The following is an 18,903-nucleotide window of genomic DNA, read 5'->3' on the forward strand; positions in this document are numbered from 1 at the left end:
GCGTCTATCGACGTAATGGTAAGGAGGTGATCCAACCCCAGGTTCCCCTAGGGTTACCTTGTTACGACTTCACCCCAGTCATGAAACACAAAGTGGTAATCGTCCTCCCGAAGGTTAGACTAACTACTTCTTTTGCATCCCACTCCCATGGTGTGACGGGCGGTGTGTACAAGGCCCGGGAACGTATTCACCGCAGTATTCTGACCTGCGATTACTAGCGATTCCGACTTCATGGAGTCGAGTTGCAGACTCCAATCCGGACTACGACATTCTTTAAGGGGTCCGCTCCACATCACTGTCTCGCTTCCCTCTGTAAATGCCATTGTAGCACGTGTGTAGCCCTACACGTAAGGGCCATGATGACTTGACGTCGTCCCCACCTTCCTCCGGTTTGTCACCGGCAGTCTCCTTAGAGTGCCCAACTTAAGGCTGGCAACTAAGGACAAGGGTTGCGCTCGTTGCGGGACTTAACCCAACATCTCACGACACGAGCTGACGACAGCCATGCAGCACCTGTGTCAATTCATTTGAGTTTTAACCTTGCGGCCGTACTCCCCAGGCGGTCTACTTAGCGCGTTAGCTTCGCTACGCACGCCTTAAAGGCACACACAGCTAGTAGACAGCGTTTACGGTGTGGACTACCAGGGTATCTAATCCTGTTCGCTACCCACACTTTCGCACATGAGCGTCAGTCTTTGGCCAGGGAGTCGCCTTCGCCACTGATGTTCCTCCAGATATCTACGCATTTCACCGCTACACCTGGAATTCCACTCCCCTCTCCAAGACTCTAGTCTGCCAGTTCTAAATGACCATCCCAGGTTGAGCCCGGGGCTTTCACATCTAGCTTAACAAACCGCCTGCGTGCGCTTTACGCCCAGTAATTCCGATTAACGCTCGCACCCTCCGTATTACCGCGGCTGCTGGCACGGAGTTAGCCGGTGCTTCTTCTGTTGTTAACGTCACGGCTAGCAGGTATTAACTACTAACTTTTCCTCACAACTGAAAGTGCTTTACAACCCGAAGGCCTTCTTCACACACGCGGCATGGCTGCATCAGGGTTTCCCCCATTGTGCAATATTCCCCACTGCTGCCTCCCGTAGGAGTCTGGGCCGTGTCTCAGTCCCAGTGTGGCTGATCTTCCTCTCAGAACAGCTAGAGATCGTCGCCTTGGTAAGCCGTTACCTTACCAACTAGCTAATCTCACTTGGGCCTCTCTTTGCGCCGGAGCCGAAGCCCCGTTTGGTCCGAAGACATTATGCGGTATTAGCAGTCGTTTCCAACTGTTATCCCCCTCGCAAAGGCAAGTTCCCAAGCATTACTCACCCGTCCGCCACTCGTCATCTTCTAGCAAGCTAGAAATGTTACCGTTCGACTTGCATGTGTTAGGCCTGCCGCCAGCGTTCAATCTGAGCCATGATCAAACTCTTCAATTAAATATATCGAAATATGAATCGTCGTTATCTTACAGCGCATCTTTTTTTTGTCAACAACTTTTGTTTATTTATTTTTAAACTTGGTTTTTGACATCCTCATCAGTTGTTAGCGTTTTGCTGTTCCCTGTTGAGGAGGCGCGCATTCTACGCATTCCTGTAGCATCGTCAACACCCTTTTTAAAATAAATATAAAAAAAGCGACCGCCCGGTCGCTTTTTAATCTATTAGTACATTAAGCATGCGTTTACGCTTGTATATCCTTATTCTATCAGCTCAAAAAGGCATATCCTCTTTATTATTGAGCGAAGACATCTGATTATTGCTACGTAATCATTCCTGCTTATTGTCTACACTTTCATTGCTTTTCTTTTTATCGGCATTGAAGTCTGCATCTTCTTCATGGTCGCCCACTACATCGTCTAACGTTACTTTCTCAACGGTACGAAACGTATTGATAGGTCCAGCTAACGCATATAGTGCAAAAACAAGGAACAATACTAAAGCGGGTTCTGTTGCCACAACAACGAATATCAGAAGAACTAAAAGAAGGCCTACAAATGGGACCTTGCCATGCCAATTAACTTCTTTGAACGAATTGTACTTAAAGTTGCTCACCATAAGTAAGCCAGCTAAGCCTGTTACTGCAGCAACTATAAAACCATAGTCGGTACCTACTGCATCATACTCAACACCTACCCATACAAGACCAGACACAACTGCCGCAGCAGCCGGACTTGCTAGCCCTTGAAAGAAACGCTTATCTGCAATACCCACCTGTGTATTAAAACGGGCCAAGCGAAGCGCTGCACCTGCTACATATATAAAGGCAGCTAACCAGCCTAACTTGCCAAGTTCAGTTAACCCCCAATTGTAAGCAACAAGTGCAGGCGCTACGCCAAAAGAAACCATATCGGCCATAGAGTCAAATTCAGCACCGAAGTCGCTTTGCGTGTTCGTCATTCTTGCCACACGCCCATCTAAACCATCAAAGATCATAGCGACGAAGATAGCTACTGCGGCGGCTTCGAACCTGCCGTTCATTGATGAAACCACAGCAAAGAAACCAGAAAACAACCCTGCCGTTGTTAATAAGTTGGGAAGTAAGTATATCCCTTTACGTTTTTGATCAGACATATGTCCTCATACTTCTACATATACAATTGCACTAATTATTTCATAGATATGCAGGAACGCATAGCAAAGTAAAAAGACTGCCTCGTTCCTTTACATAACGCCGTTGCAAAACGTTATTAGCTTTGCATTGATTACACGTACTCCTACCACAATGCCGGCGCTTGGCTTCTACTTATTCAGGACCGCGTATGCTCACGATTAAACAAACAACTAATAACTAGGTATACGGTTACATACCTTAAATAGCTCACCGTTCATATATCATACAAGTCCATGTTGAAATTAGGTACTACCAAGTTTGTGTTCGCATAATGTGCGCACACATCACTCGGCGTGTACTTGAAGTGCTTTGCGCTTCATATTTAGGAAAGCAATTATGCGAACGCTACAAAAAACGTTTTCTTTGCAAACTGTACTATTACTTTCCACAGCTTTGCTATCTACCCTGAGTGCTAATTCAGCATTCGCTACCTACTATAAAAAGCAAAGTTATTCTCACTGTGGGTCATCGAGCCAAAGCAACGAACAAAGCAATATATGTAACTCTCCGTTGGGAGAATACACCTACGATCTAGTCGATGACAAAGTGACACAAACCAATCAGACGAATAATTCCTTTGTTCAAATAGACGGATTAAATATTAGTATGTCCGCCTTTTCTGACACACAAGGAGTTACCGGCGAAACAGTCGTTGGCGCCAAGTTAGAAAAAATCTCAGATAAATGGGCTTACGGCATAACAAACAATGATGAAGCGTACTATCGTGGCGACGCTGACCACGCTATTGACAATATCAACTATTACTCTCAAGGTAGCGCGAACGCTTATTATAGTGGTATGACTAACGTAGAACGTGACTATGACTTCGTGTTGTTATCTTTCGACTCTGCGGTGACACTAACGGGCGCAAGTTTTTCATGGCTTTACAGTGGCAGCGACAGCCAAGTATCTGTTGCAGCACTAAGTAATACTTCGAAACTAACCTCAGGTGTTAACACGTGGAGCGATATTGTCACTAACGCCTTAACTTCAGCCTCATTTGATATTGAAAACTGTGAATATTTAGATCACCGCGCTGACTTTACTTTCACTGAGTCCGCTCAATATTGGTTGGTTGGCGCTTATAACACCGTATTCGGAAATATTGGCGGCCATGTAGGTAATGATGCCTTTAAGCTTGCTAATGTTGGCTTCTCTGTAACAGAGTCTGCCGGTACGCCAACGCCAACAGAAGTTTCTGAACCTGGCACCATTGGCTTACTCATGGCTTGTTCACTTCTCGTGATGTGGCGTCGCAAAAAATCCATTTGAAGAAATTAGACTTTAGATCACTGACAGATTGAAAAATCTGTCAGTTTTTTTTACTTGGGCATCTAAAGAACCAGAAAAATAACTTTAAAATCATACGCTTAAATATTGGCACACAAAATGCTTGATAACTTATTATCTGTAGTTTTAAGTTGTATAAGCCTATGAAGTCGATACTAAAATTTTCCATTACCACCGCTACCTTTTTAGCCCTAGCAAGCAATTCTGTTTTTGCTTCATCCAGTGACAACAAAAGATATGACTTGATGTCTCATTCTGAGAATAGTGTCCTTTCAAGTGATGGTGTAGTAATAGATGGCGTCAATGTCAAATTGTCTGCCTGGACTTACATTGACTACTCTACAGACTGGGAAAGAAGAAACGGTAGCTGGACGCAACTCTCTAGTTCAAACGTTAAAAGTTTCGATGAGTCTAATGCTCAATTCGTAGGCCAGCCAAACCTTAACTACGACTATGGATATGGCGTGCAAAATAGTCACGAAGCTACTGGTGCCCACCAAACTATAGACAACCTATTTGATTATGACTCCGATGACAACTGGCATACCGCACAAGGGAATCGTACGTTTGACTATATTCTCTTTTCATTTGATAAAGCGGTAAGCCTGAATAGTGTTGAGCTTGGATGGCACGCGGGTAGTGGGCAACAGCTTTCAGTAGCTGCGTTATCCGGTGCTAATTTGGAGAACAACTCGTGGACCAACATTGTTCAGAAAGACTCTTTAGGTAAAGCTATCTCTTCATCATTCAATATAGCTGGCGATCAATACAATGGCGTAGCCAATGTGAGCGACGCTTTTAGAAATGAATTCTCAAATTTGTGGTTAGTTGGCGCTTACAATAAAATCTTTGGAAATATTGGTGGCTCTGACTCAAACGACAAATTCAAATTAAGCGCTTTGTCATTTGATGTTCAGAATACTCCACCTCCAACACAAGTTAGTGAGCCTGGCGCCCTAGCACTGATGGGGTTGGGTTTAGGTCTTGTTCTTTATAGACGTAAGCGCCGCGTTTAATTGTTTAAAAACGCTTAGAAAACACGTATCTTTAGAAGGTGGCTTAGGCCACCTTTTTTTATGCTATTTTTAAGCCAGCGGCTAGGCTAAGTTTCGAAGGTATATATGGATTTTTTTAATAATAAAAAGCGTGTTGTACAACGCGCTATTGTCTCTGCAGTTGCCTCATCATTAATCGCTTTTAACAGTTTTGCTTCTACGTCAGAAGACTACGAAAAAGCACTGACCGCGTTTAATCAAAACGAATACGACGAAGCCTATATCCACCTTAAAAACAGCTTACAAAAAGATCCTGAAAACCTTGCTGCAAAAATCCTAATGGGCGAAATACTGCTTATTAATGGCTACTTAACTGCAGCAGAAATGGAGTTTGTAGAAGCGTTGGAAATGGGTGCAGATATCAACCTTCTGGCAGAGCCTCTCGGCAACACTTGGTTGTTTTTGAACAGGTACCAAGAAATTGTAGACTTCTCTGATCTAAACAAACTGTCAGGTGATGCTGAGCGCGAGTGGCTGATGATACGTGCAACTGCATGTATTAGACTGCAAGACGAGTCGTGTGCCCTACGTGATTACAATACAATTGTTTCACGCACGCCTAATTTTGTACCTGCAATAAATGGCTTAGCCTCCATAGCTCTTCAAAATGAAAATTTATCCAAAGCGACCTCGCTTATAAATAAAGCTATGTCGTTAGAACCAGAAAATGCAATAACATGGCGACTGAAGGGGCAACTCGCATACCGACAGGGTGATACAGACGCTGCAACCGCACACTTACAGAAAGCGCTGACTTTTAATCGAGACGATCCCATTGCATTACGGAATCTTGTTGATTTGTATTTAGAAGCGAAAGACTACGACACGGCAAAACTGTTCGTAGATGAGATAATCCAAGATACACCCAATGATCCGCTCGCCATTTTACTTAATAGCTGGTTACAAAGCAGAGACAACCAGCAAGCTATCGATAACGAAAAACTAAAAGAACTTAACGACTTCATGGCTCAACTGGATCCTGAGCTTATTACCTCACAGCCCATGTTGCTTTACATAAGTGGTTTAACTAACTTCTTTAATAACAACATGGAGACAGCCGCGAAAGATTTTAACGCTTATCTGCAACAAGAGCCTGATGACTTACAGGCGGTATTGATGTTGAGCCAAGTTTACATGGCGACTCAACAAGATAAGCAGGCCCTTGCCCTGCTTGAACGTCATCAGGATGCGTTAATGGAAGACCCAGACTCAGCACTGCTTTTAGGTGACTTATTTATTCGCCAAAACAAAGCGTTTAAAGCCGAGCGACTTTTGCAAAATCTTGAATATAAATACCCGAATGAAAACAAGCTCCAGCTATTTAAGATTAAATTAATGGCTGCTAGAGGTAAGCAAGATGAAGCGCTATCTATTCTTGAAAATAACTTATCTACCTACAAGGATAATGCCGGCTTTCTTTTCACTTATTCATTGATGAATTTACAAGCTCAGCAGTTTAAGAATGCATTAAAAGGCGCTGACTTACTAAGCGCTTTGTTTCCAAACGAAGCAGAAGTTTTCAATCTTAAAGCCGGTATATTGATTAGACAGGGTCGATTAGAAGAAGCCAAGATCAACATAGAAAAAGCGCTAGCGCAAAACCCGACGCTTTTCCCTGCGAAATTCAATTTAGCAGCCACGGAAAGCCGTTTAGGAAATGTCGATAAATCTAACCTGCTAGTAGAAGAGTTACTTGCTCTGTCTCCCCAACATAATGAAACGCTGATGCTGAAAGCGTTCAATTTAAGCAAAGCAGGAAATCTAGAAGAAGCTAAGCAAATTTATCTCGATATATTGACGCTCACGCCTTCAAATACTGGAGCGAGAGAGCGCGTTTCATCTTTGTATCAACAACAAGGCGACACAAAAAATGCGCTCTATCACTTAGACCTCTTAATCAAAGACGATTTCGACAACGCCGATTATCTCCTTCGAAAAGCAGCGCTTCAGTTAGAAGCAGGTCAACGTGCCGATGCAGAAAAAACGCTAAGTATTGTGAGGAATTTTATCAATGACGATGCCGGCAAGCTTATCGCATATGCTGATCAAGCTCGAAGTGTTGATAATGATGAAAACGCCTTAGACGCCATGGCCCGAGCGTATGAAATAGCGAATACAAGTACGTTTGTCACGTTGCGTTATGTGAGCCTACTGCTCGACATGCAAAACAACGACAAAGCACAATCATTGCTAACAACCATTCCCACAAACCAACAACAAAATCCGGTTTATTATTTCTTGAAAGGCCGATTGGCAGCAAATAAGGGAAACAGTGAACGTGCTATCAAAGAGTTTGAAAAAGCGTTAGATGTAGACGCTACTTTTGCACAGGCTTTTGTTGCCATTTACAACTACGCACTGAACGATCAGTTTGTCGATGTATTCTTGAATACGGCAAGAAAACTGGTGAGCGAGAATGAAAACAATCTGCTGGCAAAAAACCTGTTGGCGCAATACTTATTTTTCATTCAAGAGTTCGATGAGTCGATAGCGCTTTACAAGGAGCTTGTTGAGCAACCAAACTTACTCAACCCTGCTGAGGCTTACAATCGCCTAGCGATCATGCATATCGAGAAATCGCTAGTCACTGCAAAAAACTATGCACGTCAGGCCTACGAGCTTCAACCAAACTCAGCAAAAATATTGGATACCTACGGTCACATCAAAGCGCTACAAGGAGACTATGAAGGCAGCCTTAAAATGCTGAGGGATGCGTTCGCCAGAGACGTCAACGACCCAAATATTCGCTATCATCTGGGCTACACGCTAGCCAAGCTTAATAGAATTGAAGAGGCGAAGAAAGAGCTAGAATATGCAGTAAATGTAGAGCGTCCCTTCTTTAAGCGCCCGCAAGCAAGAGCATTATTGGAGAGCCTTTAAGGCTCTCGCTCGGATTAAGTAGAGATTAATTCAACTAAAGACAGCACGAACAGTTGCGTTTGTGCTTTTCCATTTTGCCAATACCAGGGTTAAACGTATTGGTTGGATCTAAGTCTTTGTAAAATTTCTGCAAGTTACTTTCGGCTTCATACAAATGACCTACATTGTGTTCAGCCGGATACTTAGCGCCACGACTGTCTAATAGTGCCAACATATCTGCTTTTACTTTTTTGGCGTCGCTGCCTTTTTTAAGTATGTAATCTTGATGAAAGACATGGCAGAAGAAATGTCCATAATAAAGTGACTTTTCAACGTGTTTGGCGATGTGCTCAGGCAGGTTCTCTACCCATAAATCATCGTTGCGGCGCAATGCGATGTCCAATGCTAAGATGTCTCCTACTTGCTTATGGTGTAACGTTTGATAGCGAACCGCGGCGCCAGCTGCAGCAAAACGTAATAAAAACGCCTTAGACGCTTCTTCTTCATTACAAGTAATGAAGTCACCATCTAGCTTCTCTTCGTTAAACAGCTTGGCCAAAAGTGTTTTAACCTCTTCGATGCCACCATCGCTCATTTTAAGGATTAGATGATGCTCGTACTTGTCGCGGTAAGTTCTTATACTCGAGGGTATTTGGTCAGAAAAGAACTTACTACCGAACTGCATCAATCTGTCGCTTAGGTAAGGAGGAAGCAGAGGTAACTTGTTGAGCACGGCATCCACCCGCCCTTTAAGTGCAAACATTTTAGGTAGCGAGTCAGTTCCCAAACGCTGAATACTTATAATCGTATCTTTCCCGTAAACATCTGCAATATCGAACATTTCTCTATGAAGATATTCACCTACTTCAGGAACGTTTTTACATTGAGTCAGTATGTCTCTGCGAATACGAGTAAGTACAGAGGCATCATTCGTACCGATATAAAACGTTTGTTCTTCATTAGGCACTTCGAATGTGTCTAAACGCACCGCGAAAACAGCAATTTTACCTGCGCACCCACTGGCTTCGTAAAGCCGTGTTGGATCAGCATTGAAGCGGCTCGGCGTATCAGCATTCACGTCTCTAACGATGTGTTCATAATCACTTGCCGACGCTTTCATACTGGTTTCAGGTAGAGATTTTGGAAAGTTGCCAGAAGAAAGGTTTCCGATAATTTCTTCTGGTGTGTCGCCTAAATCTATACCTAGGTGATTAACAAGCTTTAGCTCTCCGTTTTTATCCACCTGAGCAAACAGCGATAATTCAGTATAGGCAGGTCCCCTTTTTACAAGTGCCCCACCTGAGTTGTTTGCAACACCACCGACAATAGACGCACCTAGACATGACGACCCAATTACAGAGTGAGGCGCACGCCCAAGTGGCTTTAGCGCCTTTTCAAGTTTGAACAGTGTTGCTCCTGGAAAACTCAATACTTGCGTTCCGTCGTTAACCAGAACAATATCGTCCATTGCTAACGTATTTATAACCACCACTGGCCTATCGTAGTCGCTACCGCTTGGCGTTGAGCCTTCGGTCAAGCCGGTTTTCGCGGCCTGCATAATAATGATGCAGTTATATTCAACGCAAACCTTTAGCACTTCCCAATATTGCATTAGCGTATGTGGAAAAAGTACAGCCAATGCTTCGCCTTCGCCTGACCGCCATCCCTTGCGATAGTGCTCAGTTTGGCGCGTTCCTACGGCAAGGTTGCTTTCCCCGAGTACGCGTGTAAAAGCGTCAATAATTGGGGTTGTTTGCATGTATAACTCCTTAGAACAGTGCAATGCGTATTAAAAAATTAATTTGTGCCGACTAGTGGACCACCGACTTCAAACACATAAACCCCCAACCATACTAAAATACCTGCAAATACAACGTAATATATAGTTGGGATAATAGTCTTTCTTAAAGTAGCTCCCTCTTGCCCTATTAATCCTACCGTTGCCGACGCAGCTACAACATTGTGTATTGCAATCATATTTCCGGCAGCCGCCCCAACGGCTTGCGCTGCGATAATTAGTGCAGGTGACAATTGAAGGCTTAGTGCTGCTTCGAACTGAAACTGGCTGAACATCATATTTGATACTGTATTCGAGCCTGCGATAAATGCACCTAATGCACCAATAGTAGGGCTAATTAATGGGAAAGCTTCGCCAAACATATTGGCGAACAATTGCGCGCCAGCTATCGGCATACTGACGATGTCGGCGCCATTCACACCTGAATTTATAAAAAGCCTAACCATAGGAATTGTGAACATCAATACAAAACCAGCACTTAGCAACGTTTTGCTGGAATCATTGAAAGCCTTAAACAACACTTCTCCCTTGGATACCTTTTTACTTTGAATGATTACTGCAACCAATGCACCTATTAACAACAACCCACCAGGAAGATATAGCGGACTGATTGATGCACTTACACCCGTTTCACCCAGTATGTTGTCAAATGAGAGTGTCAGCGACGTAGTAAATTCTTTTATCGTTGGAAACACTCTGGATATAACGAGCAGAAGTGCAACAACTAAATAAGGGACCCAAGCCGTAACCCAATGCATGGCCTTTTGTGACGTTATGTCGTCTGCTTTTATTTCCAAATTACCCAGCCAACCTTTGTCCCATGACGCTTTCGGCGGGAAATCCCATGTTGTTTTAGGCATCAAGAAACCATTTTTAGCTGCAGTAACAACCACTGCCAAGCTCACCAATCCTCCAATCAACGATGGAAATTCAGGGCCTAATACAATGCCGGTAAATACGTAAGGAATGGTAAAGCTGACGCCTGCGAATAAGGCGAAAGGTAGAATTTGTAACCCTTCGCGCCAAGACTTGTTGGAGCCAAAAAAGCGAGTAAGCATTACAGCCATTAAAACTGGCATAAATGAGCCAATAATTCCGTGGATAGTTGCCACTTCAGAGGTGATTAGTTGAATAAACTGCTCCCATTGCCAGCCTTGAGCCTGCAAAGTCTGACTGATCGCTTGGCCGTCTAAACCTTTGTTTACACCAATGACAATAGGCGTTCCCACCGCGCCGAAAGAGACGGGTGTGCTTTGGATCATCATACCAATAAGTACGGCAGCCAATGCTGGAAAACCGATGGCAACAAGCAAAGGAGCCGCTATAGCGGCCGGCGTGCCAAAACCAGAAGCACCTTCAATAAAAGTACCGAAGCACCAAGCAATGATTATTGCCTGGACTCTTCTATCAGGTGAAATGTTGGTGAAACCCTGGCGGATAACATCAATTGCTCCAGTATATTTCAATGTGTTGAGCAGAAAAATTGCACCAAATACAATCCACAAAACAGATACTGTAATCACTAAGCCTTGTAGAATTGAAGCGCCCACCCGTACTGCCGACATATCCCATGCTAAAAGTGCCATAAGTGCTGTACTTGCTAATACAACTGGCATTGCTCTTTTCGCAGACCACTGTAAACCCAATAGCAGCACTGCTGAAAGCGTTATAGGTAACAATGCTAATAATCCAAGGGTTATCTCATTCATGAGTTTTCCTCTTATTATAATTAGTTAATTATTCGAGTTTCTAACGTTAGAAACTCGATGTTAATGCAGGGTTAAAATTTAGGTATGCGACTGTACTAATTTCTCACGTGTTGATATATATGCATTAAAGACAAAGTTTATTTCCATTTTTGGACTAATAGTGGCAAAAGCAGACGATATTATCCTTTTTGTGAACGTAGTTGATGAAGGCTCTTTTTCAAAGGTCGCTCAAAAACTCAACCTAACTAATTCTGTAGTAAGTAAGCGTATCGCACGATTAGAGTCAGATTTGAACGTTCAATTGCTTTACCGCTCTACACGAAAGCTCAATTTAACTGTTGCAGGAAGAACACTGTACAATAAGGCGAGAATCGCCAATTTAGCCATTCAAGACGCAGAAGATGCCGTCAGTGGTTACAGTGATGAAGTGCGTGGAAAAATCCGAATTACTATGCCCAATGTATCGGCAAAACTGGTCTTAAATCGCGCAATTGCCGAGTTTTGCAATTTACACGAAGAGGTGGATGTAGAGCTTGCAATTACCAATCGCGTTACCAATATCATTGAAGAAGGCTACGATCTCGCCATTCGTACAGCACATCTTGAGGACTCCTCTCTTATTGCTAAACGCCTTATAGATTCAAAATGGATAGTATGCGCAAGCCCCACATATCTTAAAAACAAAAGCCGCCCAAATCATCCTGATGACTTAACTGAACATAATTGTTTAATTTACAAGTACGATAGCACTGGCCCAGACTTCTGGCCGTTTCATATTGAAGGAGAGCTTCACAACGTGCAAATTGGCGGGCGAATACAGTCAAATAACTTGGATGCGTTAAGGCAAGCCGCTATTGCAGGTGTGGGTGTAGCATTTCTTCCCAAGGCATTAGTGCATGAAGATATCGAAGATGGGGCGCTTTCGCCTTTACTTGTCGAGTACGTAACTAAGACTATGGGTATTTATGCCGTTTATCCTCGTTCGCGTCAGCCTGACAAAAAGCTAAAGCTACTGGTCAACTACCTTCAAGAGGCGTTTGGCAATAGAAGCGCCTATTTTTATTGATAAACATTGAAGTAATCTCCGTTTACATCAAAAACATGGCGCTAAACATAATTGAAGCGATCTTAAAACGCGAACTTAGCTGACGCTTGGATGTAATTGGAGTCAATGCTGTCTATGTTGTCATCATTGATAGAATAAGCACCAAACTCTAGGCCAACATCAAGACGCGGCGCTACCGTATCAATTACATTCACCGCCCAGTGCGAACGTTTGCGCCCCAAAATATCTGTTTTAGCTGCTCCATAAAATACAGTGCTGCGGAGGGTTTCGGTCCAAAAATGGCGATACGCTACGGTATAAGCCAGCGTACTTTCCGTTTCCAATGTTTGAGTTGCAGGATCCTCAACAACATCAGCAGTCATGCCGGCCGCAGCATACCGACCTGGCTTACCCGCGGTTAATTGAAAACGTAGATCATCTTTTGCAAAAAGTGGTATTTTGCCTGCGATATTTACTGCTGCTGTAACTTCTTCAACCCCTCCTTGATCGACAAGTCGTATTACAGAGCCGAAAGCATATTGCCCATATTGACTATCTAAATTGTATCGTACAACAAAGTCGGGCGTAGACTCATCAGGGTCAGCGGCTACACCTGTAAGCCCTACGGCATTGGCAGGTGCGTCGGTATCACCATCCCCAATGGTCTCTGGGCTTTCGATGGCAAATTGCCAGTTTCCAGAGGTGTATCTAACCTGAACTTGCCTTGCAAACACTTCTCCTACATGAGGACCACCAAAATCTAACGACTCAGGAATAACGTGAAGCGGCATAAAGGTGCTCCAGTTTTGCCCCGCACTCCAGTTCTTATAGGTGATGAAGAAGTGACGTAATCTCAAGTTAGTAGAGTTACTTACCGCTTCGTTACCGCCTCCGCCATACATATCGACTTCTATAAAAGTACTCACCTCCCCTATAGAAACGCCCATATTTAAGCGTGACTCTCCTACATTGAAACCTGTGTGTGATGTCTCTATTGCTTCCCCGCCAGGAAAATTACCAATCCAATAATCCTGATAAGCAATATCCCCTTCAACATGCCTGACATCTACTTTGGCATAACCTCCAACACTAACCTTAACGTGTTCGTTACCGACCTTCCCGTTGAACAACTCTATGCCGTGAGAAGGGTTAAGAATTAGCGCTAATGCACAAGCAGATAAGCGTAGGGTGTATTTGTTGTTTGTTTTCATTATTCGTCCTAATAGCTGAAACTATTTAACATGTCGTTAACGGGCGGATAATGTATTCGTTCGTGCTCAGAGGATAAACCGAGTTTAGAATATTAACTTTTTCCTAAATTCGCATAATCAGAGGTTTACTTTTTGAATGTTAATTGTGTAAAGAGATGAAGAATATTGAGCATAAATCGCTCAATAGAAAAATAATAAAAGGCTACTTGTTGCTAATACTATAAATGAAAGTAATGATATTGACTGAAGTGCCTTACCCCAACTTTGCAAAAACCAACTTAAACACAAAGACAAAGAAAACACGGTAAGTGCAGACATAATAGTATCTGCAGGCGAGAATGTCGCTTGATTTACACTCAATGCAAATACGGCAAAACCAGTACCTATGGCACCGACTGCGCTCACAATCATGCATAATATGAAATGCGCACAAAGCTTAGCTATATCTCGGGGCATTGAGCGCACAGAAACTACCGCTTCGTTTGAATTATATAACTGCATCGCAACCTCTTAACCCTCTCAACAATAAGTTAATGATAATCGTTATCATTATTAAATCAAGAAAATTAATTAGCTGTATTAGGAAAATTCATTAAACAAGAAAGCGTAATCTGTCGCTATTCGACCAGTGGCTTTTTGGTAAATCGTTTTTTGTTATGAAGCTGCCGATTAATGGTCTTTCGCGGAATCTACTGGCAATAAAAAAGGCACTGTCTCCAGTGCCTTTTGGTTTTAATTGCTGACAACGAAAAGTCCGCTGTCATCTGCATCAATACGAATGGTTGATTCCGGTATTAATTCGCCAGCGAGTAATTGATGCGCAAGTGGATTTTCCACCTGCACTTGTATCGCTCGCTTAAGCGGACGTGCGCCAAACACTGGGTCGAAGCCCGCGTCCGCCAATTTATCCATAGCCGCAGCAGACAGAGTAAGCTTATATCCTTTTTCTGCGAGCCTAGCGCGAAGCGAGGCAAGCTGAATTTTAGCAATAGATTTTATTTGCTCCTTCCCTAATGGATGGAATACCACAATATCATCGACGCGGTTGATGAACTCCGGTCTGAAGTGTTGCCCTACAACACTCATTACCGACGCTTTCATATCGTCATACTGACTTTCGTTGTGCTTATCTTGAATGATATCTGAACCTAAGTTGGACGTCATGATCACAACGGTATTTTTAAAATCTACAGTACGTCCTTGTCCGTCAGTCAACCGGCCGTCATCTAGTACTTGAAGCAGAATATTGAATACATCTGGATGTGCCTTTTCAACCTCGTCCAACAAAATGACCGAGTATGGCTTGCGACGCACCGCTTCGGTTAAGTAGCCACCTTCCTCGTAGCCAACATAGCCAGGAGGTGCACCCACTAAGCGTGCTACCGAGTGTTTTTCCATAAATTCTGACATATCGATACGCACCATGGCATCTTCAGTATCGAACATAAAGCCTGCCAAGGCTTTGCAGAGCTCAGTTTTGCCCACGCCAGTTGGCCCTAAAAATAAGAATGAGCCAATAGGTCGATTTGGATCCGCAAGCCCAGCACGTGAACGGCGAATTGCGTTTGAAACCGCTTCAACCGCTTCTTCTTGTCCAACAACCCGTTTGTGAAGTACGTCTTCCATACGCAACAACTTCTCACGCTCGCCCTCAAGCATTCGCGCTACAGGTATACCCGTCCATCGCGAAAGCACATCTGCAATTTCAACGTCCGTCACTTTATTTTTGAGTAACGTCGTCTCGCGAGTTTCGTTTTCAGCCGCTTGCTCTAACTTTGCTTCAAGCTCTGGAATACGGCCGTACTGAAGTTCCGACATGCGATTCAAATCAGATGCACGTCGCGCTATTTCCAAGTCAAGTTTAGCCTGCTCAAGCTCCCCTTTAATGGTTTGAGTGCCCTGCATGGCGTCTTTTTCATCCAGCCACACTTTCTCAAGCTCTGCGTACTTGGTTTCCGCTTGCTCACGCTCTAACTCAATCATCTCAAGTCGCTTATGACTCGCATCATCTGTTTCTTTGGCCAGAGCTTGCTCTTCCAATTTTAGCTGGATGATACGACGCTCAAGACGATCCATCTCTTCGGGCTTGGAGTCTATTTGCAATCGAATGCTAGACGCAGCCTCGTCTATAAGATCAATGGCTTTGTCTGGCAATTGGCGGTCGCTAATATAACGATGCGACAAACTTGCCGCTGCAACGATAGCGGGATCAGTAATATCTACCGAGTGATGGAGCTCATAGCGCTCTTTTAAGCCACGCAGAATAGCAATAGTGTCTTCAACGCTTGGTTCTTCAACTAATACCTTTTGGAAACGACGTTCAAGTGCTGCGTCTTTTTCAATGTACTGACGATATTCATCCAGTGTTGTAGCACCAACGCAGTGAAGTTCACCACGGGCTAACGCAGGTTTAAGCATATTACCTGCATCCATCGCTCCATCGCCCTTCCCTGCACCTACCATGGTGTGCAGTTCGTCAACGAATAAGATCACGCGGCCTTCTTCTTTAGCCAGCTCATTAAGCACTGCTTTAAGGCGTTCTTCAAACTCACCGCGATATTTAGCTCCCGCCACTAACGCGCCCATATCAAGGGCAAGAACACGCTTGTTCTTTAAGCCCTCAGGCACTTCGCCATTAATGATGCGCTGAGCCAACCCTTCAACAATAGCCGTTTTACCCACACCCGGCTCACCAATGAGTACTGGGTTGTTTTTGGTTCGACGCTGCAGTACTTGAACAGTTCGGCGAATCTCATCGTCTCGACCAATGACCGGGTCGAGCTTGCCTTGTTCTGCTCGCTCGGTTAAATCTGTCGTGTATTTTTCAAGCGCTTGACGTACATCTTCAGCATTAGGATCCGTGACCTTCTGGCCACCACGCATGTCGTCTATTGCGCTTTCAATAGCTTCTTTAGTGATATTCAGGCTTTTGAGGATTTCCCCCAAGCGCCCTTTATCTTGTAGCGCCGCTAGAACAAAGATTTCTGAAGTGATGTATTCGTCTTTTCGCTGCTGCGCTATCTTGTCACAAAGATTTAGCAAAATGCCGCTGTCTTTACTTAATTGAACATCTCCCCCAATGCCTTCAATACGAGGTAGGCGCTCAATAGCTTGGCTCAGTGCTGAGCGTAGCGCATTTACATTGATGTTTGCTTGGTCAAGCAAAGGGCGTACTGACCCGCCTTGCTGATTTAGCATGGCAGTCATTAAATGGACAGGTTCAATGTATTGATGATCTCGCCCCAATGCGAGTGATTGAGCATCGGATATTGCGAGCTGAAATTTACTGGTAAATCTATCTAGTCTCATAATCTCAACCTAATTAATGAACAACTATACCTGCGTTAACACGCCGCGATTACGAACATTTTAACTCTCGCTGAGTGGGTAATGCTCTATGCGGAATGGCATTCTTTATGTTCTAGTTATGTAGGCTGCTCAATTGCGATTCAAGTATGAGATTAAAAAGTTAGCCAAAAAGATAACAAATAATGTATGAAGTTTGATCTAGCGCAACTGTTTGATCAGACTAAAACTGCCGCCTTTTTTTAAATAGTTTAAAGCAGGCCTATTACGCTAACTATACGCCCAGTCGTGCGCTTATTTTGATGTGTAGCTCTTCGGTGAGAGTAAAAACGCTGTTCGTCAGTGTAAGTACACAAGTTACTTTGTGTAATACTCTCAACGCCAGCTTGCTGCAATTGCACCTGTGCCACTAGAGGTAGATCTAATAAGTACTTCCCTCTATTAGAGCTATTGGCAATGGCACCGTCTATATGGCGAAACTTACTCGCCAACTGTGCATCAACTTCGTAGCAGGGCCCGCTGATTGCAGGACCAACCCAAGCGATGAGTTTTTTTGCATCGCTGCCAAAGTGTGAAACAGCACTTCCGATAATGTTAGTATCGAGACCTTTCCAACCAGCATGTACTGCCGCCACTTCTTGACCGCTTTCATCACACAATAAAATGGGCACGCAGTCTGCGGTCATTACCGCACAAAAATGCGATGTTGAAGAAGAATACGACGCATCAGCGGTGGTATCTGCGCTCGGCAATGACACCACGCGGTTGCTGTGCACTTGCTCCAACCATGTGATCTTTTCACTATGTGGAATCAGGCGTCTATTGGCTTTCACTAGTAGGAGGTCGTCCCCCACGTGGGCGCCAACGTTTAAACCTGCAAAATCCCCTATGCTTGTACCTCCCATTCTTGTCGTTGTGTATGCAACAACATTTGCGGGACATGACCACGCTGGCGTAATCAAATCCAGCGTGGATGATATAGGTGAATTTGCATCTGACAATGTCATAAGTTCGCCTTACTCATTAAAGCATATCTTGTGGATTGTCCGCGGTGTCTTTTTTCACGGCTTTAAGCAAGTCCTGCATATCTTGAGGTAGGGGAGCTTTCCACGTCATCCACTCTTCAGTTTCAGGGTGAAACAGCGAGAGCTGTGCGGCGTGCAACGCCTGACGTTGGAATCCGCGAAGCGCAGCGATAAATTCTTCTGACGCCCCTTTAGGAAGACGAGGACGCCCGCCATAAACTTGGTCGCCAAGCAAAGGATGCTTAATGTGGGCCATGTGTACGCGGATTTGGTGCGTACGGCCAGTTTCAAGCTTCAAACGCAGGTGCGTGTATGCGCGAAATTTTTCGATAACACGAAAATGAGTGACCGCTGGTTTGCCCATTTCACGTACTGCCATATGCGTACGTTTTGTTGCGTGTCTACCAATAGGCGCATCTACAATACCACCAGCTACCATCGTACCTAAGGCAACGGCTTCGTATTCACGACTCATTTCCCGACGTTGAAGTTGGTCAACAAGATGCGTTTGAGCAGGAATTGTTTTTGCTACGACCATTAACCCCGTCGTGTCTTTGTCAAGGCGATGGACAATGCCCGCACGTGGAACTTTGTCTATCTCTGGACAATGATTTAACAAGGCATTTAGCACGGTACCGCTTGGGTTTCCTGCACCTGGATGCACAACCAAATCAGCAGGTTTGTTTATGACTAGGATGTGTTCATCTTCATAAACAATGTTTAACGCGATGTCTTGCGCTTCGCTCGTTACTTGTACATCCATTTCGGCCTGTACAGTAACAAGTTCATCCATTTGCATTTTGTGGCGAGGCACGGTGATTACTTCACCGTTTACAGCAACATTCCCATCTTGGATCCAAGTTTTTAGCTTAGAACGAGAATATTCAGGGAACAAATCAGCCAAAACCTGATCTAACCGTAAACCAAAATGCGCAGCTTCCGTTGAAGCTTCTAATTGTATTGTGTTCGGCGACTGTGTCATAACACCATTGATTACG

Annotated in this window: 12 protein-coding genes and 1 rRNA gene; 4 read left to right on the top strand and 9 right to left on the bottom strand. The window is 44.1% G+C overall.

The window, feature by feature from the left end:
• Positions 1-19: 19 nt before the first annotated feature.
• Together MHN09_RS17035 and pssA are read right to left on the bottom strand one after the other, a co-directional pair.
• Positions 20-1,433, bottom strand: a 16S ribosomal RNA gene (locus MHN09_RS17035).
• Positions 1,434-1,763: 330 nt separating this feature from the next.
• Complete coding sequence (gene pssA / locus MHN09_RS17040; protein WP_049586630.1) at positions 1,764-2,567, bottom strand: CDP-diacylglycerol--serine O-phosphatidyltransferase; 804 nt, start codon at positions 2,565-2,567, stop codon at positions 1,764-1,766.
• 376 nt (positions 2,568-2,943) lie between these two features.
• Between pssA and xdp1 (MHN09_RS17045) the strand changes: the two genes are divergently transcribed.
• The 3 genes from xdp1 (MHN09_RS17045) to prsT all read left to right on the top strand — a co-directional run bounded on the left by xdp1 (MHN09_RS17045) (position 2,944) and on the right by prsT (position 7,832).
• The gene (xdp1, locus tag MHN09_RS17045; protein ID WP_239241562.1) at positions 2,944-3,879 is read left to right on the top strand and encodes an exosortase-dependent surface protein XDP1; all 936 of its coding nucleotides are present in this window, start codon (positions 2,944-2,946) and stop codon (positions 3,877-3,879) included.
• 161 nt (positions 3,880-4,040) lie between these two features.
• Positions 4,041-4,913, top strand: a complete 873-nt coding sequence (gene xdp1 / locus MHN09_RS17050) for an exosortase-dependent surface protein XDP1 (protein ID WP_278347118.1) — start codon at positions 4,041-4,043, stop codon at positions 4,911-4,913.
• 105 nt (positions 4,914-5,018) lie between these two features.
• Positions 5,019-7,832, top strand: coding sequence for an XrtA/PEP-CTERM system TPR-repeat protein PrsT (gene prsT / locus MHN09_RS17055; RefSeq protein WP_239241566.1), 2,814 nt, complete (start codon positions 5,019-5,021; stop codon positions 7,830-7,832).
• 34 nt (positions 7,833-7,866) lie between these two features.
• On the opposite strand, the gene dld is transcribed toward prsT, so the two are convergent.
• Together dld and MHN09_RS17065 are read right to left on the bottom strand one after the other, a co-directional pair.
• The gene (gene dld, locus MHN09_RS17060) at positions 7,867-9,570 is read right to left on the bottom strand and encodes a D-lactate dehydrogenase (protein ID WP_187447341.1); all 1,704 of its coding nucleotides are present in this window, start codon (positions 9,568-9,570) and stop codon (positions 7,867-7,869) included.
• Between the two features lie 38 nt (positions 9,571-9,608).
• Positions 9,609-11,318 (bottom strand): L-lactate permease, encoded by a 1,710-nt coding sequence (locus MHN09_RS17065; protein WP_239219195.1) that lies wholly within the window; start codon positions 11,316-11,318, stop codon positions 9,609-9,611.
• 160 nt (positions 11,319-11,478) lie between these two features.
• On the opposite strand from MHN09_RS17065, the gene MHN09_RS17070 reads away from it, so the two are divergent.
• Positions 11,479-12,384: a LysR family transcriptional regulator gene (locus MHN09_RS17070; RefSeq protein WP_239241568.1), complete on the top strand. Its 906-nt coding sequence runs from the start codon at positions 11,479-11,481 to the stop codon at positions 12,382-12,384.
• Between the two features lie 62 nt (positions 12,385-12,446).
• On the opposite strand, the gene MHN09_RS17075 is transcribed toward MHN09_RS17070, so the two are convergent.
• The 5 genes from MHN09_RS17075 to rluD all read right to left on the bottom strand — a co-directional run bounded on the left by MHN09_RS17075 (position 12,447) and on the right by rluD (position 18,887).
• Complete coding sequence (locus tag MHN09_RS17075) at positions 12,447-13,574, bottom strand: DcaP family trimeric outer membrane transporter (protein ID WP_014976971.1); 1,128 nt, start codon at positions 13,572-13,574, stop codon at positions 12,447-12,449.
• A 180-nt stretch (positions 13,575-13,754) separates the two neighbouring features.
• Positions 13,755-14,075, bottom strand: a complete 321-nt coding sequence (locus MHN09_RS17080; protein WP_187447344.1) for a hypothetical protein — start codon at positions 14,073-14,075, stop codon at positions 13,755-13,757.
• Between the two features lie 231 nt (positions 14,076-14,306).
• A complete protein-coding gene (gene clpB / locus MHN09_RS17085; protein WP_014950068.1) occupies positions 14,307-16,883 on the bottom strand; it encodes an ATP-dependent chaperone ClpB in 2,577 nt (858 codons plus the stop codon).
• Between the two features lie 248 nt (positions 16,884-17,131).
• Positions 17,132-17,887 carry a peptidoglycan editing factor PgeF gene (gene pgeF / locus MHN09_RS17090; RefSeq protein ID WP_069944608.1) on the bottom strand — a complete coding sequence of 252 codons (756 nt, stop codon included), beginning with the start codon at positions 17,885-17,887 and terminating at the stop codon, positions 17,132-17,134.
• Positions 17,888-17,903: 16 nt separating this feature from the next.
• On the bottom strand, positions 17,904-18,887 hold the full coding sequence (gene rluD, locus MHN09_RS17095; protein ID WP_014950071.1) for a 23S rRNA pseudouridine(1911/1915/1917) synthase RluD: 984 nt from the start codon (positions 18,885-18,887) through the stop codon (positions 17,904-17,906).
• Positions 18,888-18,903: the final 16 nt, after the last annotated feature.

It is taken from the genome of Alteromonas sp. MmMcT2-5 (assembly GCF_022348315.1).
Classification (GTDB): domain Bacteria; phylum Pseudomonadota; class Gammaproteobacteria; order Enterobacterales; family Alteromonadaceae; genus Alteromonas; species Alteromonas macleodii.

Excerpts from the sequence above, each read along its gene's own strand:
- pssA (WP_049586630.1), bottom strand. The coding sequence starts at position 2,567 with ATGTCTGATCAAAAACGTAAAGGGATATACTTACTTCCCAACTTATTA.
- xdp1 (WP_239241562.1), top strand. The coding sequence starts at position 2,944 with ATGCGAACGCTACAAAAAACGTTTTCTTTGCAAACTGTACTATTACTT.
- xdp1 (WP_278347118.1), top strand. The coding sequence starts at position 4,041 with ATGAAGTCGATACTAAAATTTTCCATTACCACCGCTACCTTTTTAGCC.
- prsT (WP_239241566.1), top strand. The coding sequence starts at position 5,019 with ATGGATTTTTTTAATAATAAAAAGCGTGTTGTACAACGCGCTATTGTC.
- dld (WP_187447341.1), bottom strand. The coding sequence starts at position 9,570 with ATGCAAACAACCCCAATTATTGACGCTTTTACACGCGTACTCGGGGAA.
- MHN09_RS17065 (WP_239219195.1), bottom strand. The coding sequence starts at position 11,318 with ATGAATGAGATAACCCTTGGATTATTAGCATTGTTACCTATAACGCTT.
- MHN09_RS17075 (WP_014976971.1), bottom strand. The coding sequence starts at position 13,574 with ATGAAAACAAACAACAAATACACCCTACGCTTATCTGCTTGTGCATTA.
- MHN09_RS17080 (WP_187447344.1), bottom strand. The coding sequence starts at position 14,075 with ATGCAGTTATATAATTCAAACGAAGCGGTAGTTTCTGTGCGCTCAATG.
- clpB (WP_014950068.1), bottom strand. The coding sequence starts at position 16,883 with ATGAGACTAGATAGATTTACCAGTAAATTTCAGCTCGCAATATCCGAT.
- pgeF (WP_069944608.1), bottom strand. The coding sequence starts at position 17,887 with ATGACATTGTCAGATGCAAATTCACCTATATCATCCACGCTGGATTTG.
- rluD (WP_014950071.1), bottom strand. The coding sequence starts at position 18,887 with ATGACACAGTCGCCGAACACAATACAATTAGAAGCTTCAACGGAAGCT.